This is a genomic window from Streptomyces sp. NRRL F-5650, assembly GCF_000721365.1.
In the GTDB taxonomy this organism is placed as follows: domain Bacteria; phylum Actinomycetota; class Actinomycetes; order Streptomycetales; family Streptomycetaceae; genus Streptomyces; species Streptomyces ardesiacus.
This window is the reverse complement of the sequence record NZ_JOGV01000045.1, coordinates 1-24,822: the sequence shown is the minus strand read 5'-3', so window position 1 is coordinate 24,822 and position 24,822 is coordinate 1. Positions and strand designations below refer to the sequence as shown.

23 protein-coding genes are annotated in these 24,822 nt (G+C 73.5%); 13 read left to right on the top strand and 10 right to left on the bottom strand.

The features are described from left to right. Positions 1-11 precede the first annotated feature (11 nt). From IG88_RS0130565 to pntB, 4 genes are all read left to right on the top strand, one after another. Complete coding sequence (locus IG88_RS0130565; RefSeq protein ID WP_031048245.1) at positions 12-929, top strand: endo-beta-N-acetylglucosaminidase H; 918 nt, start codon at positions 12-14, stop codon at positions 927-929. A gap of 421 nt (positions 930-1,350) precedes the next feature. Then, positions 1,351-2,829: an FAD-dependent monooxygenase gene (locus IG88_RS0130560; RefSeq protein ID WP_031048240.1), complete on the top strand. Its 1,479-nt coding sequence runs from the start codon at positions 1,351-1,353 to the stop codon at positions 2,827-2,829. Positions 2,830-2,924: 95 nt separating this feature from the next. After that, positions 2,925-4,493 carry a Re/Si-specific NAD(P)(+) transhydrogenase subunit alpha gene (locus tag IG88_RS0130555; protein WP_031048237.1) on the top strand — a complete coding sequence of 523 codons (1,569 nt, stop codon included), beginning with the start codon at positions 2,925-2,927 and terminating at the stop codon, positions 4,491-4,493. Continuing rightward, positions 4,490-5,950 carry a Re/Si-specific NAD(P)(+) transhydrogenase subunit beta gene (gene pntB / locus IG88_RS0130550; protein WP_031048235.1) on the top strand — a complete coding sequence of 487 codons (1,461 nt, stop codon included), beginning with the start codon at positions 4,490-4,492 and terminating at the stop codon, positions 5,948-5,950. The genes IG88_RS0130555 and pntB overlap by 4 nt, the downstream gene beginning before the upstream one ends. 24 nt (positions 5,951-5,974) lie before the next feature. Here the strand turns inward: pntB and IG88_RS0130545 are convergent, their stop codons facing one another. From IG88_RS0130545 to IG88_RS0130520, 6 genes are all read right to left on the bottom strand, one after another. Continuing rightward, positions 5,975-6,334 (bottom strand): DUF488 domain-containing protein, encoded by a 360-nt coding sequence (locus IG88_RS0130545; RefSeq protein ID WP_031048232.1) that lies wholly within the window; start codon positions 6,332-6,334, stop codon positions 5,975-5,977. Positions 6,335-6,454: 120 nt separating this feature from the next. After that, complete coding sequence (locus IG88_RS39235) at positions 6,455-6,859, bottom strand: STAS domain-containing protein (protein WP_031048230.1); 405 nt, start codon at positions 6,857-6,859, stop codon at positions 6,455-6,457. A gap of 81 nt (positions 6,860-6,940) precedes the next feature. Next, positions 6,941-7,699: an IclR family transcriptional regulator gene (locus IG88_RS0130535; protein WP_031048228.1), complete on the bottom strand. Its 759-nt coding sequence runs from the start codon at positions 7,697-7,699 to the stop codon at positions 6,941-6,943. Between the two features lie 45 nt (positions 7,700-7,744). Then, on the bottom strand, positions 7,745-8,563 hold the full coding sequence (locus IG88_RS0130530) for an SAM-dependent methyltransferase (RefSeq protein ID WP_031048226.1): 819 nt from the start codon (positions 8,561-8,563) through the stop codon (positions 7,745-7,747). Beyond that, on the bottom strand, positions 8,560-8,829 hold the full coding sequence (locus tag IG88_RS0130525) for a DUF397 domain-containing protein (RefSeq protein ID WP_030400445.1): 270 nt from the start codon (positions 8,827-8,829) through the stop codon (positions 8,560-8,562). Before IG88_RS0130525 ends, IG88_RS0130530 begins: the two co-directional genes overlap by 4 nt. Beyond that, positions 8,826-9,698, bottom strand: coding sequence for a helix-turn-helix domain-containing protein (locus IG88_RS0130520; protein WP_031048222.1), 873 nt, complete (start codon positions 9,696-9,698; stop codon positions 8,826-8,828). The genes IG88_RS0130525 and IG88_RS0130520 overlap by 4 nt, the downstream gene beginning before the upstream one ends. A 225-nt stretch (positions 9,699-9,923) precedes the next feature. On the opposite strand from IG88_RS0130520, the gene IG88_RS0130515 reads away from it, so the two are divergent. The 3 genes from IG88_RS0130515 to IG88_RS0130505 all read left to right on the top strand — a co-directional run bounded on the left by IG88_RS0130515 (position 9,924) and on the right by IG88_RS0130505 (position 13,768). Further along, positions 9,924-10,367 carry an ATP-binding protein gene (locus IG88_RS0130515; protein ID WP_031048220.1) on the top strand — a complete coding sequence of 148 codons (444 nt, stop codon included), beginning with the start codon at positions 9,924-9,926 and terminating at the stop codon, positions 10,365-10,367. A 113-nt stretch (positions 10,368-10,480) separates the two neighbouring features. Then, positions 10,481-12,964, top strand: coding sequence for an SCO7613 C-terminal domain-containing membrane protein (locus IG88_RS0130510; RefSeq protein WP_037837046.1), 2,484 nt, complete (start codon positions 10,481-10,483; stop codon positions 12,962-12,964). A gap of 153 nt (positions 12,965-13,117) precedes the next feature. Further along, positions 13,118-13,768, top strand: a complete 651-nt coding sequence (locus IG88_RS0130505; protein WP_031048218.1) for a YceI family protein — start codon at positions 13,118-13,120, stop codon at positions 13,766-13,768. A 22-nt stretch (positions 13,769-13,790) separates the two neighbouring features. Here IG88_RS0130505 and IG88_RS0130500 read toward each other — a convergent pair whose 3' ends face one another. Further along, positions 13,791-14,765: a helix-turn-helix transcriptional regulator gene (locus IG88_RS0130500; protein WP_031048215.1), complete on the bottom strand. Its 975-nt coding sequence runs from the start codon at positions 14,763-14,765 to the stop codon at positions 13,791-13,793. Between the two features lie 119 nt (positions 14,766-14,884). On the opposite strand from IG88_RS0130500, the gene IG88_RS0130495 reads away from it, so the two are divergent. After that, complete coding sequence (locus IG88_RS0130495; RefSeq protein WP_031048212.1) at positions 14,885-15,571, top strand: alpha/beta fold hydrolase; 687 nt, start codon at positions 14,885-14,887, stop codon at positions 15,569-15,571. Positions 15,572-15,667: 96 nt separating this feature from the next. On the opposite strand, the gene IG88_RS0130490 is transcribed toward IG88_RS0130495, so the two are convergent. Together IG88_RS0130490 and IG88_RS0130485 are read right to left on the bottom strand one after the other, a co-directional pair. Beyond that, positions 15,668-16,042, bottom strand: coding sequence for a VOC family protein (locus tag IG88_RS0130490; protein ID WP_031048209.1), 375 nt, complete (start codon positions 16,040-16,042; stop codon positions 15,668-15,670). A 139-nt stretch (positions 16,043-16,181) separates the two neighbouring features. Then, positions 16,182-17,081 carry an endonuclease/exonuclease/phosphatase family protein gene (locus tag IG88_RS0130485; RefSeq protein ID WP_063760656.1) on the bottom strand — a complete coding sequence of 300 codons (900 nt, stop codon included), beginning with the start codon at positions 17,079-17,081 and terminating at the stop codon, positions 16,182-16,184. Positions 17,082-17,177: 96 nt separating this feature from the next. On the opposite strand from IG88_RS0130485, the gene IG88_RS0130480 reads away from it, so the two are divergent. After that, a complete protein-coding gene (locus IG88_RS0130480; protein ID WP_051852129.1) occupies positions 17,178-18,149 on the top strand; it encodes a LysR family transcriptional regulator in 972 nt (323 codons plus the stop codon). A gap of 31 nt (positions 18,150-18,180) precedes the next feature. Here the strand turns inward: IG88_RS0130480 and IG88_RS0130475 are convergent, their stop codons facing one another. Further along, entirely contained in the window at positions 18,181-18,768 is a 588-nt protein-coding gene (locus IG88_RS0130475) for a TetR/AcrR family transcriptional regulator (RefSeq protein ID WP_031048199.1), read from the bottom strand. A gap of 126 nt (positions 18,769-18,894) precedes the next feature. Here IG88_RS0130475 and IG88_RS0130470 point away from each other — a divergent pair, with 126 nt between their 5' ends. The 4 genes from IG88_RS0130470 to IG88_RS0130455 all read left to right on the top strand — a co-directional run bounded on the left by IG88_RS0130470 (position 18,895) and on the right by IG88_RS0130455 (position 24,786). Then, complete coding sequence (locus tag IG88_RS0130470; RefSeq protein WP_031048198.1) at positions 18,895-20,337, top strand: amidase; 1,443 nt, start codon at positions 18,895-18,897, stop codon at positions 20,335-20,337. A 264-nt stretch (positions 20,338-20,601) separates the two neighbouring features. Continuing rightward, a complete protein-coding gene (locus tag IG88_RS0130465) occupies positions 20,602-21,807 on the top strand; it encodes an alanine--tRNA ligase-related protein (protein WP_031048195.1) in 1,206 nt (401 codons plus the stop codon). 166 nt (positions 21,808-21,973) lie between these two features. Beyond that, positions 21,974-23,545: a sodium:solute symporter gene (locus tag IG88_RS0130460; RefSeq protein ID WP_031048193.1), complete on the top strand. Its 1,572-nt coding sequence runs from the start codon at positions 21,974-21,976 to the stop codon at positions 23,543-23,545. Positions 23,546-23,583: 38 nt separating this feature from the next. Next, positions 23,584-24,786 (top strand): anhydro-N-acetylmuramic acid kinase, encoded by a 1,203-nt coding sequence (locus IG88_RS0130455; protein WP_051852128.1) that lies wholly within the window; start codon positions 23,584-23,586, stop codon positions 24,784-24,786. Positions 24,787-24,822: the final 36 nt, after the last annotated feature.

The window sequence follows — 24,822 nt, the reverse complement described above, 5'->3', positions numbered from 1 at the left end:
GGCCATCACCCATGTTCACCCCGATAGGGAGAAGCGTACGGCGGGCGGCGCTCGCGCTCTCGGCCGCCGCTGCCCTCGTCCTCGGCACGACCGCCGCGCACGGCGCACCGGCGGACCCGGCCCCCGCGAAGCAGGGGCCGACCTCGGTGGCCTACGTCGAGGTCAACAACAACAGCATGCTCAACGTCGGCAAGTACACCCTGGCGAACGGGGGCGGCAACGTCTTCGACGTCGCCGTGATCTTCGCGGCGAACATCAACTACGACACCGGCACGCGGACGGCGTACCTGCACTTCAACGAGAACGTGCAACGCGTCCTCGACAACGTTGCCACCGAGGTGCGGCCGTTGCAGCAGAAGGGCATCAAGGTCCTCCTGTCGGTGCTCGGCAACCACCAGGGTGCCGGATTCGCCAACTTCACCTCCCAGCAGGCGGCTTCGGCGTTCGCCAAGCAGCTCTCGGACGCCGTGGCCGAGTACGGCCTCGACGGCGTCGACTTCGACGACGAATACGCCGAGTACGGCAACAACGGCACCGCCCAGCCCAACGACAGTTCGTTCGTGCACCTGGTGACGGCACTGCGCGCGAACATGCCGGACAAGATCATCAGCCTCTACAACATCGGCCCGGCCGCCTCACGCCTGTCCTACGGCGGTGTCGACGTCTCCTCCGCGTTCGACTACGCCTGGAACCCGTACTACGGCACCTGGCAGGTCCCCGGCGTCGGACTGCCCAAGGCGAAGCTGTCGCCGGCGGCCGTCGAGATCGGCCGGACCTCCCCGGCCACGGCGGCAGGCCTCGCCCGTCGCACCGTCGACGAGGGGTACGGCGTCTACCTGACGTACAACCTCGACGGCAGCGACCGCAGTGCCGACGTCTCGGCGTTCACCAGGGAGCTGTACGGCAGCGAGGCGCTCTACACGCCGTAGCCGGAGGGGCTCCGGGGCCCCTCCGGGACGCGGGGGGGGCCGGTGTCCATCAGTTCCTCACGGGGGCGGGCGGCACATGCGGCCCGACGCGGACCACGGCCGGTACGGCCTGGACGCCTGCCGGGGTCGAGTCCGACTTCGACGAGTCGCTGCGGTTCGCGCGGGAGGTCACCCGGCGGGGCGCCGAGCAACCGCCGGCCGCCGCCCGGGCCGTACGCCCGGGCGGCGGCCGGAGCCGGAAAAGAAGTGGACCGCACGAGCCGCCGTGTGTAGCGTGCGCCGGACCGTGACGCCGCCCGAGGAGGTGAGACCCGTGAACACCGTATCGACATGGGTGCTCCCCCTTCCCGTCATGGCCGGCGGCTGACGCAGGTGTCGCCGGGAGCGCCTCGACCACAAGGCACTCCCGAAGGGCAACACCATGGAATCAGGGCAGTTCACCGCGGGCCCGTCGTCCGACGACTCGGCCGGGCCCGACTTCGACGTGATCATTGCCGGCTGCGGGCCGACCGGAGCGATGCTGGCCGCCGAGCTTCGGCTGCACGACGTTCGCGTGCTCGTGCTGGAGCAGGAGACCGAGCCGGCGTCGTTCGTCCGCGTCGTCGCCCTCCACGCGCGCAGCCTCGAGCTGATGGCCATGCGCGGTCTGCTGGACCGTCTCCTCCGGCACGGACGACGGCGCCCCCTCGGCGGAGTCTTCGCCTCCCTCCCCGCACCCGCGCCCGAGGGCCTCAACTCGGATTACGCCTACCTGCTGGGCATCCCGCAGCCGGTCGTCGTACGGCTCCTCGAGGAACACGCGGCCGGCCTGGGCGCACGGATCCGGCACGGGGCCGCGGTCGCCGGTTTCGAGCAGGACGAGGAGGGCGTGACCGTGGCCACGGCCGACGGCGAGCGGCTGCGGGCGCGCTACCTCGTCGGCTGTGACGGCGGGCGCAGCACGGTGCGCAAGCGGCTGGGCGTCGGCTTCCCCGGCGAGCCCTCGCGCCAGGAGACGCTGATGGGCGAGATGCGGGTGAGCGCGCCGCCCGAGGAGATCTCCGCGGCGGTGGCCGCCGTACGCGAGACCCAACGGCGTTTCTGGCTGCGGCCGTTCGGCGAGGGGATCTACAGCGTGGTGGTTCCCGCCACCGCGGGGGGCACTCGCGCGCAGCCGCCCACCCTGGAGGACTTCCGGCAGGGTTTGCGCGCCGTCGCCGGGACGGACTTCGGCGTGCACTCCCCGCGCTGGCTGTCCCGTTTCGGGGACGCCACCCGGCTGGCCGAGCGCTATCGGGCCGGGCGGGTGCTGCTCGCGGGCGACGCGGCGCACATCCATCCGCCCATCGGCGGCCAGGGACTCAACCTCGGCGTCCAGGACGCGGTCAACCTCGGCTGGAAACTGGCCGCGCAGATCCGCGGCTGGGCGCCGGACACCCTGCTGGACACCTATGAGAGCGAACGCCGGCCGGTCGCCGAGGAGGTGCTGGACAACACCCGCGCCCAGACGGAACTGCTCTCCACCGAGCCGGGTCCGCGGGCGGTGCGGCGGCTCCTCACGGAACTGACGGACATCGACGAGGTGAACCGCCGTCTCGTCGAGAAGATCACCGCGATCGGCATCCGTTACGACTTCGGTGCGGGCCCCGGCCCGGTCGGCCGGCGCGTGCGGGACATCGAGGTGGCACAGGGCCGCCTCTACGACCTGTTGCGCCGCGGGCGCGGCCTGCTGCTCGACCGCACGGGACGCCTGACCCCGGGCGGCTGGTCGGACCGGGTCGATCACCTCGCCGACCCCACCGCCGCGCTGGACCTTCCGTGCGTCCTGCTGCGCCCCGACGGCCACGTCGCATGGACCGGCGACGACCAGCGGGACCTGGACGGCCACCTCTCCCGCTGGTTCGGCCGTCCCGCCGGCTGAGGCGACCCGGCGCCGGAGACCGGGGCGATTTCGGTGCCCCGGCGCCCTCCCATGGGTACGGAACCGGGCAACAACGCCTCGACGAGAGAGTGGACATGACTGGACAGCACCCCGCTCACCAACCACCTCAGCGCGTCGGCGTCGTCGCCGAGTCCCTGCCCGGGGAGACCCGCGTCGCCGCGACACCCTCGACGGTGCGCCTGCTGCTCGGCCTCGGCTACGAGGTCGTGGTCGAGCCGGGGGCCGGCGCCGCCTCCGGCTTCGGCGACGACGCCTACGCCGAGGCGGGGGCGGGGATCGGCGAGGCATGGACGGCGGACGTCGTCCTGAAGGTCAACGCGCCGACCGCCGAGGAGACCGCCCGGCTGCGCGCCGGGGCGGCCCTGGTGGCCCTGCTCGCCCCGGCGCAGCGGCCGGAGTTGCTGGAAGCGCTCGCCGCCCGTGCCGTCACCGCGTTCGCGCTCGACGCGGTGCCGCGGATCTCGCGGGCGCAGTCGATGGACGTGCTCAGTTCCATGGCGAACATCGCCGGGTACCGGGCGGTCATCGAGGCCGCGCACGTCTTCGGGCGCTTCTTCACCGGTCAGGTCACGGCGGCGGGCAAGGTGCCGCCGGCGAAGGTCCTCGTCGCCGGGGCCGGTGTCGCGGGGCTCGCCGCCATCGGTGCCGCCTCCAGTCTGGGCGCGATCGTCCGCGCCACCGACCCCCGGCCCGAAGTCGCCGACCAGGTACGGTCGTTGGGCGGCGAATACCTCGCGGTGGACGTGGCCCACCAGGAGAGCGCCGACGGCTACGCCCGGACGACCTCGGCCGACTACGACCGGGCCGCGGCCGAGCTGTACCACGAGCAGGCCCGCGACGTGGACGTCGTCGTCACCACCGCCCTGATCCCCGGGAGGCCGGCCCCGCGGCTGCTGACGGCCGCCGACGTGGCGGCGATGAGACCCGGCAGCGTCGTCGTCGACATGGCCGCCGCCCAGGGCGGCAACGTCGAGGGGACCGTCGCGGGCCGGAGTGTGGTGACCGACAACGGCGTGACGATCATCGGCTACACGGATCTGGCGGCCCGGCTGCCCGCCCAGGCGTCGCAGCTCTTCGGCACCAACCTGGTCAACCTGCTCCGGCTGCTCACCCCCGGCAGGGACGGCCGGCTCGTCCTCGACTTCGACGACGTGGTGCAGCGGGCCGTGACCGTGGTCCGTGCGGGCACGGTCACCTGGCCTCCCCCGCCGGTCGCCGTGTCGGCGGACCCGCCCGCCACCGCGCCCGCGGCGCCCTCCGCCGCACCGGTGAAGACCGGGCCCCGGCTCACCGCGGCCGGGCGCTCCGGCCTGGTCGGCCTCGCCATGGCGGCGACCTTCCTGATCGTCGCCTTCGCTCCGGCGCAGCTCGCGGAGAACTTCACGGTGTTCGCGCTGGCGGTGGTCATCGGCTACTACGTGATCGGCAAGGTGCACCACTCCCTGCACACGCCGCTGATGTCGGTGACCAACGCCATCTCTGGGATCGTGGTGATCGGCGCCCTGGTGCAGATCGGGCACGAGAGCGTGCTCGTCACGGTGCTGTCCTTCGTGGCGATCCTGCTGACGAGTGTGAACGTCTTCGGCGGGTTCGCCGTCACCCGGCGCATGCTGTCCATGTTCTCGAAGGGCGGCCCGCGATGACGTCCCTGACCGCCTCGCGCGCCGCCGACCTGGTCGCGGCCCTGCTGTTCGTCCTGAGTCTCGCCGGTCTCTCCCAGCACCGGACCTCACGCGCCGGTGTCGTCCACGGCATCGCCGGAATGGCGCTCGCCCTGGTGGCGACCGTCGTGGTCGCGGCGCAGCGCGTCTCCGCCGGTGCGGTGGCGCTGATCCTGCTGGCCACCGCGATCGGCGCCGCGCTGGGCCTGTGGCGGGCGCGGCGCGTGGAGATGACGCAGATGCCGGAGCTGATCGCGGTACTGCACAGCTTCGTCGGCCTCGCGGCCGTCCTGGTGGGCTGGAACAGCTATCTGGAGGTCGAGGCCCACGGCTCGCGGGGCCGGATCGCCGCCGACCTGATCGGCATCCACCACGTCGAGGTGTTCGTCGGCGTCTTCATCGGCGCCGTCACCTTCACCGGCTCCGTGGTCGCGTATCTGAAGCTGTCCGCGCGGATCAGGTCCCGGCCCCTGATGCTGCCCGGCAAGAACGCGCTCAACCTGGGGGCACTGGGCGCCTTCGTGGTGCTGACGGTCTGGTTCACCCTCCGTCCGGGCCTTGTGCCGATGGTGGCGGTCACGGTGCTGGCGCTCGCGCTGGGCTGGCACCTGGTGGCTTCCATCGGTGGCGGCGACATGCCCGTCGTCGTCTCGATGCTCAACAGCTACTCCGGCTGGGCCGCGGCGGCGGCCGGGTTCCTGCTGGACAACAACCTGCTCATCGTGACCGGGGCGCTGGTCGGCTCCTCCGGTGCGTATCTGAGCTACATCATGTGCCAGGCGATGAACCGGTCCTTCCTCTCCGTCATCGCGGGCGGCTTCGGCATCGAGGCCGCGCCGGGCGGCGGCGAGGCACAGGGCGAGCACCGGGAGATCCGGGCGCACGAGGCGGCCGAGCTGCTCGCCGGGGCCCGGTCCGTGGTGATCACCCCGGGCTACGGCATGGCCGTGGCGCAGGCCCAGCATCCGGTCGCGGAGCTGACGCGGCGGCTGCGCGAGCGCGGGACCGAGGTGCGCTTCGGCGTCCACCCGGTCGCCGGACGGCTGCCGGGGCACATGAACGTGCTGCTGGCCGAGGCGAAGGTGCCGTACGACATCGTGCTGGAGATGGACGAGATCAACGACGACTTCGCGGACACGTCGGTCGTCCTGGTCATCGGGGCGAACGACACGGTCAACCCCTCGGCGGCCGAGGACCCCGCCAGCCCGATCGCGGGGATGCCCGTGCTGCGGGTCTGGGAGGCGGAGCGGGTGGTCGTGTTCAAGCGCTCGATGGCCTCCGGTTACGCGGGCGTGCAGAACCCGCTGTTCTTCCGGGACAACAGCAGCATGCTCTTCGGCGACGCCAGGCAGAGCGTCGAGGAGATCCTGCGGGCACTGGGTGACGGGCCCGGGCCGGGCCCCACGGCCCCCGAGCAGGGGGTGACGGCGACGCGGTGACCGGGTCCGGAGCGGCGGACGGGTTCAGGCTCCGTCCAGCCACTGGGCCAGTGCGGCGGCCTCGCTGTGGTCCGCGTCCTTGGTGGCCGTCAGCAGGGTGACCTTGCCGTGTGCCGCCAGGTCGCGCAGCCGCCGCAGCGCGGCCTCGTGGTCGGAGTCCTCCAGCTCGGCGTAGTAGCGGCGCCGGAACTCGTCGTACCGCTGGGGGTCGTGGTGGTACCAGCGGCGCAGGTCGGCCGAGGGGGCGACGTCGCGCAGCCACTCGTCCAGCTCGGCCCGCTCCTTGCTCATGCCGCGGGGCCACAGGCGGTCGACGAGCACCCGCTTGCCGTCCTGCGGCGTGGCTTCCTCGTAGATTCTCCGGTATGCGACCCGTGCGGTCATGATCCACCCTTCCTCGGCGACCTGGACGGCCTTCCCTCGGGCCCGCGGTGCTCTCAGTGTCCGCGCCTCCGGTTCCAGTGAACCGCCTCGGCCCGGTCAAACACCGCGGTGGCGGCCGCGTCAGGCCCGCGCGGGCGGCCAGCCGGCCAGTCCCTCCCCGTCGGGGGGCTGGGCGACGGCCTGCTCCACGGAGTCGTGGAAGGAGTAGACCGTCCCCAGTCCGCCGAGGGCGAAGACGTGCAGGAGCCGCCGGTCGGAACAGGCGATCCGCAACGAGCCGTGGTGGCTGCGGATGCGCTTGGTCACCCCCACGATCATGCCGAGGCCCATGGAGTCGAGGAAGGGGGTGCCGCACAGGTCGAGGACGAAGTGCCGGTGTCCCTCGGCCAGGCGGCGGCCCACCTCGGCCCGGACGAGGGGCGCGAAGGCGATGTCGATCTCGTCGTCGGCCCTGACGACCGTCCAGCCGTTCGTCACCCGGCAGCCGACCCGCGCGTGCGGCCCTGTGACGCCCTGCTCACTCACGTACCGCTCCCCTGAGCTGTCCGATTTGCCCTTCTCGTCCAGGAGAAGCGATACGGACCCGGTGTGGCAAGGTTCCGGTTTTCAGATGGTGAGAGACAGGCCCCGGGAGACGCGCCCCGCGGTGTCGAGCAGCGTGGCCACGGCGTCGTCGAGGCAGGCCGCGCGGCCGACGTCCACGGAGATGCCGAGCGATCCGACGGTCTCGCCCCGCCGGACGGGCACCGCCACGCACGCGGTGCCCAGCCGGTACTCCTCGATGTCGGTCACGGCCGGCCCGTGCGAGGAGGCGTCGAGGCGCCGCAGCAGTTCGGCGCGGTGGGTGACGGTGCGCGGGGTGAGGTCGTTCAGCGCGTGCCGGGAGAGGTAGTCGGCACGGGCGTCCGCGTCCAGCTCGCGCAGCACGCTCTTGCCGAGCGCGGTGGCGTGCCCCGCGTCCTCGAAACCGACCCACAGATCGACGCGGGGCGCCTTGGGACCGTCCACGATCTCCGCGACCCGGATCTCGCCCTCCTCGTAGAGGGTCAGGTAGGCCGCGGCCGACAGGCCGTCCCGCAGTTCCATGAGCGTGGGACGGACCCTGCTCAGCGCCGCCTGGTGCCGGCTCCCGGCGTGCAGGGCTCCCACCTTCTCCCCGAGGACGAACGTGCCGTCCTCGAGTCTGCGCAGGTAGCCGTCGTGCACCATGGTGCGCAGCAGGTGGTAGGCGGTGCCCGGGGCCAGCCCCGTCTCGCGCGCCAGTTGCTTGGCCGGCACGCCGCCGCCGTGGGCGCTCACGGCTTCCATCAGCCGGAAGGCCCGCCGCACCGAGGCGATGAGCGTGGGGCCCTGCTGACCGCTCATTCCTCCACCCTGCGCCCCGCCGCGACCGTCCGGCAAGTGGGTGGGCTACGGCTTGATGCCGACCCCGGCCCACAGACTGACCTGGGCGTCGGTGGGGGCGTCGGCACCGAGGGGCCGGTCCGGTCGCCAGCGGTGACCCACGGTGACGCCGGGGTCGAGGAGGTCGAGCCCGGCGAAGAAGCGGGTGACGTCCTGCTGGGGGCGGAACTGCACCGGCGTACCCGCGCCGGTGTAGATGTCCGTGACCTTCTCCCAGGTGGGCGGGTCGAAGTCCGGCGTGCAGTGGCTCAGCGCGAGGGCGCTGCCGGACGGGAGGGCGGCCATGAGCCGTTCGACGATGCCGTACGGGTCGCGGGCGTCGGTGATGAAGTGCATCAGCGCGTTCAGGGACAGGGCGACCGGCTGGGAGAGGTCGAGCACGTCGGCCAGTTCGGGCGCTTCGAGCAGCGTGTCCGGGTCGTTGACGTCGGCCTCTATGTAGGTGGTACGGCCCTGCGGGGTGCTGCGCATGAGGCGTTCGGCGTACTTCAGCACGAGCGGGTCGTTGTCGGCGTAGACCACCCGGGCCTCGGGGACCACGGACTGTGCCACCTGGTGCACGTTCGGCTCGGTGGGGATGCCGGTGCCGATGTCCAGCCACTGGCGGATGCCGTGCTCCTGCGCCAGTACCCGCGTGGCGCGGTGCATGAAGGCACGGTTCTCCCGGGCACAGGTGAAGATGCCGGGGTAGGCCTCGGCGACCGCTTCGGCGGCCTGCTTGTCGACCGGGAAGTGGTCCTTGCCGCCTAGGTAGTAGTCGTACATGCGGGCCGAGTGCGGCCTGCTGGTGTCGAGCCCGCGTGCGGCGTGGGTGCTGCTGCTCATGCTGTTCCCTCCGGAAGACCGGCCGTGAGGTGGTCGGCCATGCCCTGCTTGACCCCCTGGACGAACGCACCGATCTCTTCGGGCGTGTAGATGAGAGCGGGGCCGGCCGGGTCCGTCGACTGGCGCACCGCGACCCGGCCGTCGGCGAGTTGCTTGGTCTCCACGCACTGGCCGCCGTTGGGCCCGCTCCACGGGCGTTCCCAGCCCTGCTCGCCGAGGTCGCAGGCCGGCATCCCGTTGTAGACGGTGACTTCGGTGGTGCTCATGAGTACTCCTTGCGCATGCGGTTCAGGAGTGCCCTGCTCTCCCGTGTCGAGGTGAGCAGCGACATCCGGTTGTGCGCCTCCAGATGCGCGACGACGTCCTCCCGTTCGTCCAGGTACATCGACGCGGAGAGGATCTCGCTGTAGACGACGTCGGGCAGCTCGGGCTCCTCGAACCGGAAGTAGGTGAAGGGGGCGCAGGCCCCGACGTGGGCGCCGACGGCGAAGGGCAGGATGTCGATGCTGACGTGCTCCAGCTCGGACACCTCCAGGAGCCGGTCGATCTGCTCGCGCATCACGTCCGGTCCGCCGACGGCCCGGTGCAGGACCGCCTCCTCCATGACCACCCAGAGGGTGGGCGCGTTGTCCCGCTCCAACAGGCTCTGCCTGCGCAGCCGCAGGTCCACCCGGCGCTCCAACTCGTCCTCGGAGCCGTTCGGGAAGCCTCCGCTCAGTACGGCGCGGGCGTAGGCCGGAGTCTGGAGAAGCCCCGTGACGTAGTGGGGTTCGTAGGTGCGCAGCGTGCCGGCGCCGGTCTCCAGGCTGACGTAGGCGGTGAACCAGGTGGGCAGCACGTCGCGGTAGGCGTGCCACCAGCCCGGTTTGTTGGCCTGCTCGGCGAGCGCGACGAACTCGTCTATCTCCTGCTGGGAGCTGCCGTAGGTCTGCAGGAGCTTCTCGACGTAGAGCGGTTTGAGGGCGACTTCGGCCTTCTCCAGCCGGCGGATCGTCAGGGGCGTCACCCGGAGCGCCTTGGCCGCGTCGGCCAGTGAGGCGCCCGCGTCCTGCCGCATGTCCTGGAGCCTGCGTCCCAGGATCATGCGCAGCACCGTCGGGGCGCTGGTGCCCGCGCCGGACCGAGCTTCACTCACGCCCCCACCTCCTGATGGGCTGTCACCGGCGCCATTGTGACAGCGACTTGGCGACGACACCAGACTGAACGGGTCTTCCTGAAATTATCAGGGATTCGGTTGCAGCCTGAACTGGGCGGCGAGCATAGTGGCGTCTGTGAGCCCGTACGACCGACCGCCCTCCCGTCCGCGCCCGCCCAGGCCCGCTCCCCCCAACGCGCCCGTCCTCACCGGAAGGCGATCACCGTGACCCCCCACACGAGCCCTTCGCCCGGTCTGTTACCGCCGGCACATCCGGACCGGCAGCACTGGTTCGAGCTTCCCTCGCTCCGCATCAGCGTGCGGACGGCACGTGACACGGTCCGCCGGCGGCTGCGCGACTGGGGGCTCCCCGGCGACGTCTGCACCGACGCGGTGCTGCTCGTCTCGGAACTGGCGACCAACGCCGTGATCCACTCGGGCAGCACACGCATGGTGTGCGGCCTGTCGGCCTCGCGCCGGCGCCTGCGGATCGAGATGCACGACGACGGGCACGTGCCGGCCGGCAAGGCCGGTTCCCGCTCCGCCACCCTCGAGGAGAGCGGACGGGGGCTCCTGATCGTGCAGCAGCTCGCGGACTCCTGGGGCACCGCCCGGTCCGACCGCACCGGCGGCAACACCGTCTGGGCGGTTCTCCCCGTCGAGCCCTGACACCCCGCCGGGACGTTCCTGACGCCCTCCCCCCGCGTGCCTGGGTGTCCATGAGTACGGGATGAGTATCCGCGCTCATGTCCCGGCGTGTGCCGGGGGCCACACTCCCAGGCATGACGAACCTCCCGCCTCCGGCCGAGGAGTTGCGGCTCCTCGACGCCGAGCTGCGGCAACTCGACCTGCGCCGTGCCGTCCTGCTGCGGCGCCGTGAGTGGCTGGTCCACACGCTGCGCACCGGCGCCGCCCGGCCACCCGGCCAGGGTGCGGGGGCCATGCCGTGGGGCGATCCGCCGCGCGCCGGGGCGGCCGGTGCCGCACCGCGTCCGGAGACCTCCGCGTCCGGCGTGCAGAACGTCCTGCTGGTCCTCGGCGGTCTGCTGCTGACGGTCGCGGCGATCGCGTTCACGCTGGTCAGTTGGGGCCACCTGGGGATCACGGGACGCGCGCTGGTGCTCGGCGCGCTGACCGTCGCGGCGCTGGGGGCGCCCGTGGTGCTGCTGCGGCGCGGACTGCGGTCGACCGCCGAGGCCGTGTCCGCCCTGGGGACCGCCCTGACCGTCCTCGACTCCTACGCGCTGCACGAGGTGGCGTTCACGGGCGTGGGCGGTGCCGGGTACACGGCGGCGGCGTCCGCCGTGCTGGCCGGGCTGTGGGCCGCGTACGGCTTGCTGACGGCGGCTCCCGCCCTGGTCGGGAAGGCGGCGGGGGACGGCTCGGCGGGTGCGGGCGCACGCCCCAGACTCCGCCACCCCCTCCCGCTCGCCGTGGCGACGGCCCACCTTCCCCTGCTCCTGTGGGCCCTCGCCGCCGGCGCGGGTCCGCACACGGTCACGGCCGTGCTGCTCGCGACCGCCGCCGGCGGCACGGCCGTCGCCCTGCGGGCGGCCCCGGTGCCGGTGCGGGTCGTCGCCGTGACCGGCGCACTGGGCACGGGCGTCGCCGGTGTCCTGGCGGCCGGATGGCTCTGCTGGAACGCCTCCGACCCCGGTACGGCCGCTCGGGCGGCGGCGCTCCTGGCCGGGGCGGCGGCCATCGCCCTGGTCTCCGGCCGATCCGTCCCCCACGCGGACGCCGCCAGGGGCGCCGCCCTGGCCGCGGGCCTGTGCCTGGTCGCGGCAGCGGGCGGGGTGCTGCGGGTCTCGGTGCCGGGCGAGTGGATCGTGCCGGGGTGCCTGGCCTGCGCGATCGCTCTCCTGGCGGTGGACCGGACGCCGCTGCGCCGGCCGCTGCGGCAGGGCCTGGTGCTCGCATCGGCGGCCGTCCAGGGCGTCGCGGTGCTGTGGGCGCTCCCCCTGGTTGCCGGGACCCTCCTCGGTCCGGTGGCCCGGAGTACGCGGCCGTGGTCCGGCCGGCCGGGGAGTGTCCGGGAGGCCGTGTTCTCGGCGGTGCCCTGGCCGCCGTACGCGAGCACCGTGCCGCTCGTCCTCGCCGCCGTGGCCGCCGTGCTGCTGGTCGCCGGTCGGAACACCGCCCGGCACCGCGCCGCCGTCGCGGTGGTGGCGCTCGGGCTCGGCTGGGCGGCCGTCCTCGTGCTGCCGGTGGTGCTCCGACTGCCGTACGAGGCAGGGCTGGTGGCGCAGGGCACGGTGGTCGCGGCGGCGCTGGGCCTCGCGGGGTGGACCGGCCGTGCCGAGCAGCGGCCGAGTCCGCCGGCCCTCACCGCCCTGCTGCTGGCGCTCGTCACCTCGGTCGGCCTCGCCTTCCTCGCGCTGGCCTCCGAGTCCGCGACGCTCGGTGTCCTGGCGTCGCTGACGGTCCTGTTCGGGGTGGCCGGCCGCCGCCCCGGGCTCGCCCCGTTCACCGTGCCGGCCGCCCTCGGCCACGCCACGGCACTGGCCTGCGCGGCCGGTGCGTCCGCCGGCTGGCCACCGCAGCACACGGCGCTGCTGGTGCTGGCCGTCCCCGCCGTCGCCGTCCTCCTCACCTCCCGTACGGGTGGCTCGGGCACGACCGTGCCGGCCGAGGCGGCGGGCGCGGCCGCGGGACTGCTGGCCCTCGCCCTCGCCGTGACCGATCCGCCGGTGCTGGCCGTGGTGCTCTCCCTCTGCGGTGTCCTCACGGCCGCCACCGCGCTGCGTCCGCAACGGCGGCCGGCCGGGTACGTGGCCGCCGCGCTGTTCCTGCTGGCCGCCTGGGTGCGCCTGACGGCCTGGGACGTCACCACGCCGGAGGCCTACACCCTGCCGGTGACCGGGCCCACGCTGGTCGTCGGGTGGCTGCGCCGACGCCGCGACCCGGCCGCCTCCTCGTGGACGGCGTACGGGGCGGCGCTGGCCGTCACCCTGGTGCCGAGTCTGCTCGCCGCCTGGGACGACCGGCACTGGCTGCGGCCCCTGCTGCTCGGTGTCGCCGCGCTCGTGGTGACCCTGACTGGGGCGCGGCACCGGCTGCAGGCGCCGCTGGTCCTCGGTGCGGGCGTGCTCGCGCTCGTCACGCTGCACGAGCTGGCCCCGTACCTCGCGCAGGTCGTCGGCGCGCTGCCCCGGTGGGTGCCGCCCGCCCTCGCCGGTCTGCTGCTGCTCGTGCTCGGGGCCACCTACGAGCAACGGCTGCGGGACGCACGGCGGCTGAGGGACGCGCTCGGGCGGTTGCGCTGACCCCGCCGCGCCCACAAGTGAGGGACCCGGTGTCGAACCGGTGCAGCTTTGCGGCCGGGGTCATGGAACCCGGACGAGGCCGCACATCTTGCCGCGGGCCGCCGATCGGCTTCGTGATAACACGAGGTGATCGATTCGAAAGGCCTACGACTCATGGGTATCTTCAGCCGGCGCCAGACCGCCGTCGCCGAGCCGACCACGGCAGCCGACCGCGACTGGCCCGCCGCACGGCCCGCCACAGCGGTGGCCGCGCTCGACCCGGCCCTTCGCGCGCTGACCGGGCACTGGACCATCGACCGCCCCCACAGCCGGATCGGGTTCTCCGTGCGGCACGCCATGGTCACCACGGTCCGGGGCGCCTTCACGGACTACGACAGCAGGCTCTACTTCGACGGGGCCCGCCCCAGCGAGTCGCGGGCCGAGATCGTCATCCGTGTCGCCGGCGTCGACACCGGCGTGGAGCAGCGGGACGCCCACCTCGTCGGCAAGGACTTCTTCGACGTCCGCCGCTACCCCGAGATGACCTTCCGCAGCACCTCCACCACCCACGAGGCGGCGGAGAGCTTCCGCATGACGGGCGACCTCACCATCCGCGACACGACCCGGCCCGTCGAGCTGCAACTCGACTACCTCGGCTCGGTCGTGGACCCGTTCGGCTACGAGCGGGCCGGCTTCGACGGCACCACCACCATCGACCGCAGGGACTGGGGCCTGGTCTACAACCAGCGGCTCGAAGCCGGCGGCAGCATGGTGAGCGAGAAGGTCCGCCTGCAGTTCGACATCTCCGCGATCCGCACCACCTGAACCGCCCCTCGCCGGACCGTCCCTACAGGGCGGGCGGGGGCGGGTCCGCCAGGGCGGCGGTGAAGCGGGCCGCGAGCGCGGCGGCCGCCGCACGCAGTTCCGCGCCGCCCTCGACGCGGAACGCGAACGGCACCCCGGCGAGCCACTCCTGCGCGTACATGTCCGGGTTGCGGGTGCTGCCGACGAGGACGCAGCCCTCGCCCAGGGGTTCGAGCCGGCCCATGGGCGGGCGTATCCAGGGGGCGACCTCGGCCTGCGGGGCGTCGAAGACCACCCGGGTGGTGAACCGCCAGCCGCTGCCCAGGTTCTCCTCCAGGACCGCCACCGGGTCGAAGGCCGCCGGTGGCTCGAACCCGTGCGGGGTCGGCCGGGCCCGGCCGATCCGGTCGGCCCGGTAGGTGCGGACGGCGGCCGCGCGGTGGGAGTGGCACAGCAGGTACCAGCGCCCGTGACGCACGACGAGGGCCCACGGGTCCACCTCCTCGTCCCACGTGTTCCCTGCCTCGCTGCGGTAGGTGAGCAGCACGCGGCGCCGGTGTGCGACGGCTTCGACGAGGCTGCTGGTGACGGCCGGATCGGGGTGTGCCGCGGCCGGGTCGGGGGCGGCGGACGCGTACTCCCGCAGTAGTGCCGCCTGCCGGCCGACGCTCTCCGGCAGCGCCTTGACCACCTTGCCCAGGGCGGTCCCGACCAGGTCGTCGGTGTCCGCCGTGGCCGGCCGGCCGCTCAGCGCCGCCATGACGAGGCCGAGCGCCTCGGCCTGCGTGAAGTGCACGGGGGGCAGCCGTGTCCCGCGCCCCAGCCGGTAGCCGCCGTGCGGTCCGCGGGACGACTCCACCGGGACGCCCGCCTCCCTCAGGATCTCGACGTACCGCCGCGCCGCCCGTTCCGTCACGCCCAGCCGCCCGGCGAGTTCACCCGCCGTCGTGGCGGGGCGCGTCCGGAGGATCTCCAGGGCGCGCAGGGCTCGCGCGGTGGGGCTGACGTCGTTCGGCACGGACACAGGCTAGTTCGCGCCGTGGACACGCGGGAGGGGGGCCGATGACCGAACCGGCAGTGGATTGTCCGGATCTCCTCCTACGGTGGGCCACTCAGCACAACGGAAGGGAACCGATCATGGACATCCTGCTCATCGGCGGCCTGTGGCTGGACGGATCCGTGTGGGACGGTGTGGCGTCCTCGCTGGAATCGCTCGGCCACCGCCCGGTGCCGCTGACCCTCCCGGGGCAGGGCGACGGTGCGGCGTCCGCGACGCTCGACGACCAGGTGGCGGCGGTACTGGCGGCGGTCGACTCGGCGTCCGGCAGGCCCATGGTGGTGGGGCACTCCGCGGCCTGCACCCTGGCCTGGCTGGCCGCCGACCGGCGCCCGGAACGACTGGCCAAGGTCGCGCTCATCGGCGGCATCCCGACGCCGGACGGGCAGCCGTACGCCGATTTCTTCGAGGTCAGGGACGGTGCGATGGCCTTTCCGGGCTGGGAGCCCTTCCAGGGGCCGGACGCCGCGGACCTCGACGAGGAGGCGAGGCGTGCGATGGCGGCGGCCGCGGTCCCGGTGCCCGAGGCCGTGGCCAGGGGCGTGGTGCGGCTGACCGACGAGCGCCGGTTCGACGTGCCGGTCGTGCTCGTGTGTCCGGAGTTCACGCCCGCCCAGGCACGGAAGTGGATCGAGGCCGGGGACGTTCCGGAACTCGCCGCGGCCGGGCACGTCGACTTCGCGGACATCGACTCGGGCCACTGGCCCATGATCACCCAGCCCGCCGAACTGGCCCGGATCCTGGCCGCGGCGGCGCAGACCGTCTGATTCCGGGAAGGACCGGCGCCCGGTCCGGCGGAGGCCCGGTGCGCGGCCGCTCCCGGCGGCGCGCCCGGCACCGCCGTCGCCGGCGGGCAGCCGGACTCAGTGGAGGCAGAGGCAGAACGGGTGGCCGGCCGGGTCGGCGTAGACCCGCCAGTTGGCGCCCTCGCGGATCTGGTCCGTCCGCTCCAGGACGGTCGCGCCGAGTGCGAGCGCCCGCTTCTCCTCGCCCTCCAGGTCGTCGACGTCGAAGTCCAGGTGGAGCTGCTGGGGGCGGTCCTGGCCGGGCCACTGGGGCGCCTGGTACCCGTCCACGCGCTGGCAGGCCAGCGGTGTTCCCTCGAAGCCGTGCACCTCGACCCAGTCGCCGTCGTCCGGATCGGCGACCACCCGACCGCCGAGCAGCTCCGCGTAGAACTCCGCGAGCCTTGCCGGGTCGGCGCAGTCCAGCGCCACCGCCTGCAGCTTTCGAATCACGTCCGCCACTCCTCGCTCTCCGGGCGCTTGCGCCGCGCCCCGCTGCTCCGGAGGCTACCCGGGGCGGGGGCCGCCATGCGCGCGGACGGCCCCGTCGGGCTCTGTCCTCACCCCCGTGCGGGCACCGGGTGATGCCGCCTCAGGTCACGTCCAGGTCGGCGTACAGCATGTCGTGGTCGGAGTGCGGGGTGCGGACCACCCGGTGTCCGCGGGGGGCGATGCCGCGCAGGAAGACGTAGTCGAACTTGCTGCGCCAGTCCGTGGTCGGCTCGCAGGTGCCTGCGGGCGCGGGGTGGCACCGCGGGTCGGCGTCCGTGGCCAGTGCCCACATGGGGTCGAGTTCGGCGGCGTCCGGTACGGCGTTGAAGTCGCCGAGGACCACGGCCCGGTCGTGCCGGGCGACTTCGGCGGCCAGTACGCGGACCTGGTCCTCGCGGAACTCCTCCTGCCGCCGTTGGGCGAGGTGCGTGTCGAGGACCCGGACGGACCGCCCGCCCACCTCGGTGGTGACCGCGAGGTACCCGCGGTCCTCGGAGCCGCCTTCGGGGTACTCGACGGTGACCCGGTCGGTGATCGGCGCCGCCGACAGGATGGCCTGGCCGAAGCCGCCCGGATTCCACGGCGCTCCCCCGCAACGGCCCCAGTTCCGCAGGACCGAGCCGTGGGCGACGTGGTAGACGAGGCCGTGGAAGACCTCCAGATAGTCCCGGATCCGGTCGACGTCGCGGGCGCACGCCTCCTGCATGCCGATGACCTGGGGCGCGTGCGCTGCTATCTCGGCGGCCCGGTCCAGGTTGCTCGCGTCGCAGGGGTTGCACAGGTTCCACGTCATGACGCGGTTCGGTACGACGTCCCTGACGGCCTCGACGGGCAGTGACCTGCCGGACGGCGCGCCGCCGGGGGCGCTGGGCCCCACCAGTGCCACGCAGGCCAGCGCCACGGCGCCTACCAGCAATCGCGAGCCGCGCCTGTGGAGCACCGCCGCCTCCTCGGTGTGGACGTGTGGACACACTCGGCAACCGACAACTGCCGTTCCCACGGACGAGGTTATGGCACGCGGGCGCGGGCCCCGGCGCCGCGGTGCCGTCCCGCGCACCGGCCGGGCACCGGCCGCGCACCGCCTATGCTCGGTGCCATGGACACCGAGGCGGTGCGGTCGTTCGTCCGGGCGGCCGAGCTGGGACAGCTTCGGCACGCGGCCGGCGAACTCGGCGTGACGCAGCAGGCGGTCTCGAAGCGGATCGCGGCCCTGGAGCGCGCGCTCGGCGTCCGGTTGTTCACGCGGACCGCCCGGGGCGTCGAGCTGACCCTCGACGGACAGGCCTTCCTGCCGCACGCCCGGGCCGTCGTCGCGGACGTCGACCGCGCCGTCGCCGCGATCCGGCGGGGTTCGCGGGCGCTGCGCGTCGACGTGCTCGGGCTGCGGAGCGCGCAGGCCGTCGTCCTGCACGACTACTGGCGCTCGCATCCCGGATGCGAACTCGACGTGGTGACACTCAAGGTGGACGACCCGCGTCTGGCGGTGGCCGCCGTGCAGGCGGGCGACGTCGACGCCTCCTTCCGCTCGGTCACCGACCCGGCCGCGCTGCCGCGCGAGGTGCGGATGATCCACGCGTTCCACTCCCCGCTGGAACTCGTGGTGGGACCGCGGCACCCGCTCGCCCCCGCCCGCGCCGTGACACCGGACCGGCTGCGCGGGCACCGGATCCGGGTGCCCGGCATCGCGCCGGGCAGCGAGTGGGCGGACTTCTACGACCAGCTCACCGCGGCCTTCGGCCTCCGCGTGGACGCCACGGGTCCGAACTTCGGCAACGAGGTACTCCTCGACGTCCTCGCCGACTCCGGCGACGTCGCCACCCTCGTGGGTTCGCGGGACCGGTACGTCTGGCCGGCCGGCCACGACCTGCGCCGCATCCCGATCGTGCGTCCGACGCTCGCCTACCCGCTCTCGCTCCTGCTCCCCCGCGAGAATCCGCACCCCGGTCTGGACGCCGTCGTCAAACACTTCGCGAGCCTGGCCCCCCTGCCCGAGGACACCTGGCTCCCCTCCTGGGCGACCGCGCCGTGGCGCGGCCACGGCCCCGGCACGGGGCGCGCCCCGCACTGACCGCACCCGGAGAACGGCCCGGCGGGTGACGCTACGGGCCGACGAGCGCCTCGACGATGCGCATCAGTCGCTCCCCGGCCCGGTCGACGCTTCCGTTCTGCGTGCTGACCTGGGCTCCTTCGAGCACGAAGGTGATCTGGGCCGCGACCTGCTCGGGGTCGGGCAGCCCGGCCTCGGTGCACATGCCGACCAGTCTGCGGGTCTGCCGGGCCTTGTGCTCCTCGATCACCCGTCGCGCGGGGTGGGAGCGGTCGGGCAGCTCGGCGAGCGAGTTGACGAAGGGGCAGCCCCGGTACGACAGCGACGGCAGGCCGTCGGCGACGAAGCGGGCGAGCCCCAGGATCTGCTCCCGGGGCCGGCCGGGGTGTTCGGCCTCGACGCGGTCGAAGGCCGCCTGGTACTCGGCGGCCAGGATCCGCAGCCACTCGGCGACCAGCGCGTCCTTGGTCTCGAAGTGCCGGTAGATCGCCATCTTGGTGGTCTCGGCCCGGTCGGCGATGGCCTGGACGCCGACGCGCTGGATGCCCTCGCGCTGGAAGAGCTCCTCGGCCGCGTCGAGGATGCGCTCCCGAGGCGGCAGCTTCGCCACTCTGCCCGGCCTTGCGGCGGTCGATGTCATCCCTGCTCCGTGACGTGCGGTCGATGGGGTCCTGCACCGCCTGTTACGGTACCAGTCCGTCCCAGACGATACCGAACGGTATCGGACGGGACTCATGAGTACCGTTCGTCGACCCGAGGAGTGACAGTGAGGGTGTCCGAGTACGTGCGCCACGACGCGGTGGGGCTGGCGGAGCTGATGGCCAGGGGCGAGGTGTCGCCCGCCGAGGTCGAGTCGGCCGCACGCGAGGCGATACGGAGGACCGGCCCGGCGACCGGCGCCGTCGTGGAGACCTGGCCGGCCGACGACCGGCCCGTGCCCGGCAGCACGCCGCTGGCCGGAGTGCCGTTCCTGATCAAGGACTTCGGGATCTCCATGGCGGGCCGGCGCACGGAGATGGGCAGCAGGCTCGCGGCCGGGCACGTCGCCCGCTCCGACTCGTTCCTGATGCGGCGCCTGCGCCGCGCCGGGCTGGTGACCCTCGGGCGCACCGCGTCGCCGGAGCTGGCCTACAGCATCACCACGGAACCGGCGCTGTACGGCCCGGTCCGCAACCCGTGGGACACCGGCCGCGGCGCCGGCGGCTCCAGCGGCGGCGCGGGAGCGGCCGTCGCGGCCGGTGCGGTCCCGCTCGCCCACGCCACCGACGCGGCGGGCTCGCTGCGGATCCCCGCCGCCCACAACGGCCTCTTCGGGCTGAAGCCCACCCGTGGCCGGGTCTCCCTCGGTCCCGCCCTCGACGAGGGGTTCAACGGGCTGGCCGTCCAGGGCGGCGTCAGCCGGACCGTGCGGGACAGCGCGGCCCTGCTCGACCTGGTGCGCGGTCCGGAACCGGGTGACCCCTACTTCGCCGAGCAGCCGCCCCGCCCCTACGCGCAGGAGGTCACCCGCCCTCCGGGCCCGCTGCGGATCGGGGTCCTGGCCCAGGCCTGGGGCGGACGGCGGACGGCCGCCCCGGTGGCCGACGCGCTGGACGGTACGGTGCGGCTGCTCGCATCCCTCGGGCACCGCACGGAGGAGGTCACGGTCGGCCTCGGCGTCGGCTGGGAGGAGTTCGTGCTGGCCAACGCCCGCCTGTCGACGGCGAATCTCGCGGCCTCGGTCGACGACCTGGCCGCCGCCCTCGGCCGGCCCGTCGACTCCTCGACCCTGGAGCCGTCGACACTGGCCGCCCACCGGTACGGACACGAGGTCAGCGGCCCCCAGTTCGCCGCCGCCCTCGCCGTCCGCAACCGCGTAGCCCGGGCCCTGGCCCGCTTCTTCGGCACCCACGACCTGCTGCTCACCCCGACCCTGCCGGAACTCCCCCCGCTGCTGGGCGCCTACGGCGAGGGCGCTCAGGCGCTCGACGGCCTCGGCTGGATCGAGCGGCTCAACGACCGCTCGCCGTTCACGATGGCGTTCAACGTGGCGGGCACGCCCGCCATGTCGGTGCCGCTGGCGGCGGACGCCGGGACGGGTCTGCCGATCGGCATGCAGTTCGCCGCCGGTTACGGGCGCGAGGACCTCCTGTTCCGTCTCGCCGGACAGCTCGAGAGGGCCCAGCCGTGGGCGGGCCGGACCCCGGAGGTGTGGGCGGGCACCCGCTGACGGCCGGGCGCGGAAAATCCGGTTGCCTTCCGGACGCCGGTGGAGTTGTCTCGGGGACATGAACGTCATCGGCCGAAGCACCTTCGCGACCGCGCGAGCGACCAGCTCGCCGGTTGCCGCCGTCTGACCTTCCCCCTTTCCCACCGGCGACCGGAAACGGTTCGTCGGTGGTCCACGTGGCGTCCCGCCACCTTCGCCTCGGTGCGAGGACCGCGCGGTTCCGTTCTCCGGTGCCCCTCCCGCCCCGAGCGAAGGAGTCACCCCATGGACACCGAGCACGTCGTCCGCACGTTCGTCGAGTACTACGAGGACCGCGGCCACCGCCGGATCACCGGCTCGACGCTGCTGCCCGAGCCGGGCGACCCCGTGCTGTTCACCAGCGCCGGCATGCACCCGCTCACCCCGTACCTGGAGGGCCGCCCCCATCCGCTGGGCCGGCGGCTGGTCAACGTGCAGCGCTGTCTGCGCACCACGGACCTGGACGAGGTCGGAGACCGCACCCATCTGACCGTGTTCCAGATGCTCGGCACCTGGTCGCTGGGCGACTACGAGGGTTCGACGAGTCTGGACTGGGCCCACCGCCTGCTCACCGAGGGACTGGGCGTCGACCCGGGTCTGCTGCACGCCACCGTGTACGGGGGCGGCGAGCAGGTCGGGCCGGACACCGAGTCCCTGCGGCTGTGGCAGGAGCGCGGTGTTCCCGTGGAGCTGACCGAGGACGACAACTGGTGGTCCAACGGACCGGTGGGCCCGTGCGGTCCCGACTCGGAGATCTTCCTGTGGAGCGGCGACGCCCCGCCCCGCTCCACGCCCACCGGCGACGACCGCTGGGTGGAGGTGTGGAACCACGTGATGATGCGCCACCGCCGGCTGGCGGACGGCCGTCTCGTGCCGCTTCCCCGGCGCAACATCGACACGGGCATGGGCCTGGAACGGCTGGTCTCGCTGCTGCAGGGCAGGCCGTCGGTGTTCGACTGCGACGTCTTCGAGCCGTGGCGGCGGGTGCTGCCGTCCCTGTGGCCGCTGGACGAGCCGTCGTTCCGGGTGGTCTGCGACCACCTGCGGTCGGCCGTGGTGGTCGTCGGCGACGGGGTGCGCCCGGCCAACACCGGCCAGGGCTACGTGCTGCGCCGCCTGCTGCGACGGCTGCTCACCGTGCTGTGGCGGGACGACCCCTCGCGCGGGCTCGGCGACCTGCCGGACGAGTTGGTCACCCACACCTCGGACCACTTCCGCCAGACCGTGGACCCCGGCCTCGTACGGCGGCTGCTGGTGGAGGAGGAGCGCCGGTTCCGGCGGCTGCTGGAACGCGGCCGCAACGTGCTCTCCCGGCCCCGCTTCCGGGGGCCGCTGGGAGAGGAGGACTTCCACTACCTCCACGACACGCACGGTCTGCCGCGTGAGCTGGTGACGAGCCTGCGCGAGGCGGAGGACCCGCGGGGGGACGGCGTGCGGTCCGTGGGGCCGTGACGCCCCGCCGGCCCGTGCGGTGGGCGGGCGGCGGGGACGCGCGTGAGGACACCGGCGCGCGGGGCAGACCTCACTAACATCCGGAGGGCGGCATTCCCCTACTCGGACGGCCGACAGGCCCTCTCCCCCACGCCGGCGACCCCACCGGCCCGTCCTAGGAGCAAGCGTGCGCCAGCTCGACCTCGTGGTGATCGTGGTCTATCTGATCGGGATCGCCTGGATCGGCCTGCGGAAGGCCGGCCGCCAGAAGTCCTCGAAGGACTACTTCGTCGGTGAGGGCCACATGCCGTGGTGGGCGGTCTCCTTCTCCGTCGTGGCCACCGAGACCAGTGTGCTGACGGTGATCAGCGTCCCCGGCGGCGCCTACAGCGGCCAGGCCTTCGGCAACGTCGAACTCGCCCTGGGCTACGTCCTGGGACGCGTCGTCGTGGCCACCGTCCTGATCCCCCTCTACAAGCGCGGCGGCTTCGTGAGCGCCTACCAGTACCTGGGCGACCGGTTCGGTCCGAAGCTGCAGGGGCTCGCGTCGGTGACCTTCGTGTTCACCCGGTTGCTGGCCGAGGGGGTGCGGCTGTTCGCCTCCGCCATCCCGATCAAGCTGCTGCTCGACGAGTTCGGCGTGCACGCGAGCTACCGCGTCGTCATCGTCGTGATCACGCTGATCACCGTCGTCTACACCTACCTGGGCGGGATCAAGGCGGTCATCTGGACCGACGCCATCCAGATGATCCTCTACCTCGGCGGCGCGGTCCTCGCCGTCGCGGTGCTGTCCGCGCACGTCGGCGGCGACGGCTACGCACGCGCCCTGGACGCCGGACGGTTCACGCTCTTCGACACCGACTTCGGCCTCGCCCACATCCTCACCAGCCCGTTCGCCCTGCCCACGGCCATCGTCGGCGGCGCCGTCTTCGCCATGGCGTCGCACGGCTCCGACCAGCTCATCGTCCAGCGGGTGCTGGCGACCCGGACGCTGCGCGAGGGCCAGAAGGCCATGATCGCCTCCGGCGTCTTCGTCACCGTCCAGTTCGCCGCCTTCTCGCTCGTCGGCGCGCTGCTGTGGTCGTACAACGAGGGCAAGTCCTTCTCGGAGCTGGGGCTGTCCAGTTCCGACAACCTCTATCCGGAGTTCATCCTGCACGGGCTGCCCGTCGTGGTCTCGGGTCTGCTCGTGGCCGGCATCCTGGGCGCCGCGATGGGCTCGCTGTCCTCGGCGCTCAACTCGATGTCGAACTCGACGGTCGCCGACATCATCCACAGCTTCTTCCGCACCACGCCGTCCGAGCAAACGCTGCTGCGGCTGGCCCGCTGGACGACGCTGGTGTGGGCGACGCTCATGGCCGTCTTCGCCTGCGCGTTCAGCACGAGCACGGGCAACGTGTACCTGACCGGTCTGACCATCGCGGGCTACACCTACGGCGCGCTGCTCGGCGCGTTCCTGCTGGGACGGCTCGTCGCACGGGCCGGCGAGGCCGACGCCGTCGTGGCCTTCCTGGTCACCGTCGGCGTGATGACGTACGTCGTGCGCGGGGTGAGGATCGACGTCACCACGGGCGGGTCCACGGTGTCCCAGACGATCGCGGCCCAGTGGCTGGTGCCCCTCGGCGTGCTGGTCACCCTCGTCGTCGGCGGCGCGCTGAGCCTGTTCCACCGGGCGCCTGAGCCGGGGAGGAGCGCGGCGGCCGCCGAGGGGCCGGAGGCCGGACCCGGCCGGGTGACCACGACGGCCGACCGCACCTGACCCCGCCCGGCCCGCCCACCCCCCCCAAGGAGTACATCGTGCGTGTGATCGGCCTGATGTCGGGCACGTCCTACGACGCCGTGGAGGCGGCCGCCGCGGATCTCCAACTGAGCGGCGAGGCACTGGAGATGCGCCCGCTCGGTCATCTGTCCGCCCCCTACCCCGACGGGTTGCGCGACCTGATCGCCGGCAGCCTGCCGCCGTCGGCGGTGACGGCCCGCACCGTCGCCGAGCTGGACACCGGCATCGGGCAGGCGTTCGCCGACGTGGCCGTGCGGGCCGTGCGCGAGCTGTGCGGGGGCGGCGCCGACCTGGTGGTCTCGCACGGGCAGACCCTGTACCACTGGGTCGAGGACGGCACCGTGCGCGGCACCCTCCAGCTCGGCCAGCCCGCCTGGGTCGCCGAGGCCACGGGCCTGCCCGTCGTCTCCGACCTGCGCAGCAGGGATGTCGCCGCCGGCGGCCAGGGCGCGCCGCTGGTGGCCATGCTCGACGCCCTCGTCCTGGCGGGGCTGCCCGGCGTGCCGGCGGCCCTGAACCTCGGCGGGATCGCCAACGTCACCGTCGTCGCCCCCGGCGCCCGGCCGCTGGCCTTCGACACCGGGCCCGCGAACGCCCTGATGGACGCCGCCGTACGGCACTTCACCGGCGGCGCCGCCCAGTACGACGAGGACGGGCGCGGGGCCGGTGCGGGCCGGGTCGATCCGGCGCTGCTGCGCGTGCTGCTGGACGACCCCTACTACGGCAGGGCGGCACCGAAGAGCACCGGCAAGGAGCACTTCCACCTGCCGTACCTGCTGCGGGCGCTCGCGGCGGCGCCCGTGGCGCGGACCGAGGACGTCCTGGCGACGCTGGCCCGGCTCACCGCCGTGACGGTGGCCGACGCCTGCCGCGCGCACGGCGTCACCCGGCTCGTCCTGTCGGGCGGCGGCACGCACAACCCCGTGCTGACGGGCATGCTCGCCGAAGAGCTGCCCGGGGTGTCCCTCGGCCCCAGCGACGCGCTCGGGCTGCCGTCGGACGCCAAGGAGGCGCCGGCCTTCGCCCTGTTGGGGTTCCTGACCGTCAACGGCCTGCCGGGAGCGGTGCCTTCGGGTACGGGGGCGCGCCGGGCGGCCCTGCTCGGCACCGTGACGCCGGGGCGGGGGCCGTTGCGCCTGCCCGAACCGGCCGGCGAGCCCCCCCCCGTTACCGTTTTCGCGGCTCCGCAATGGAGCCTCCGGCCTTCGGGTCCGGCATGACTTCCCCCTCCTGTTGTTGATGATCCGGGGGGTGGT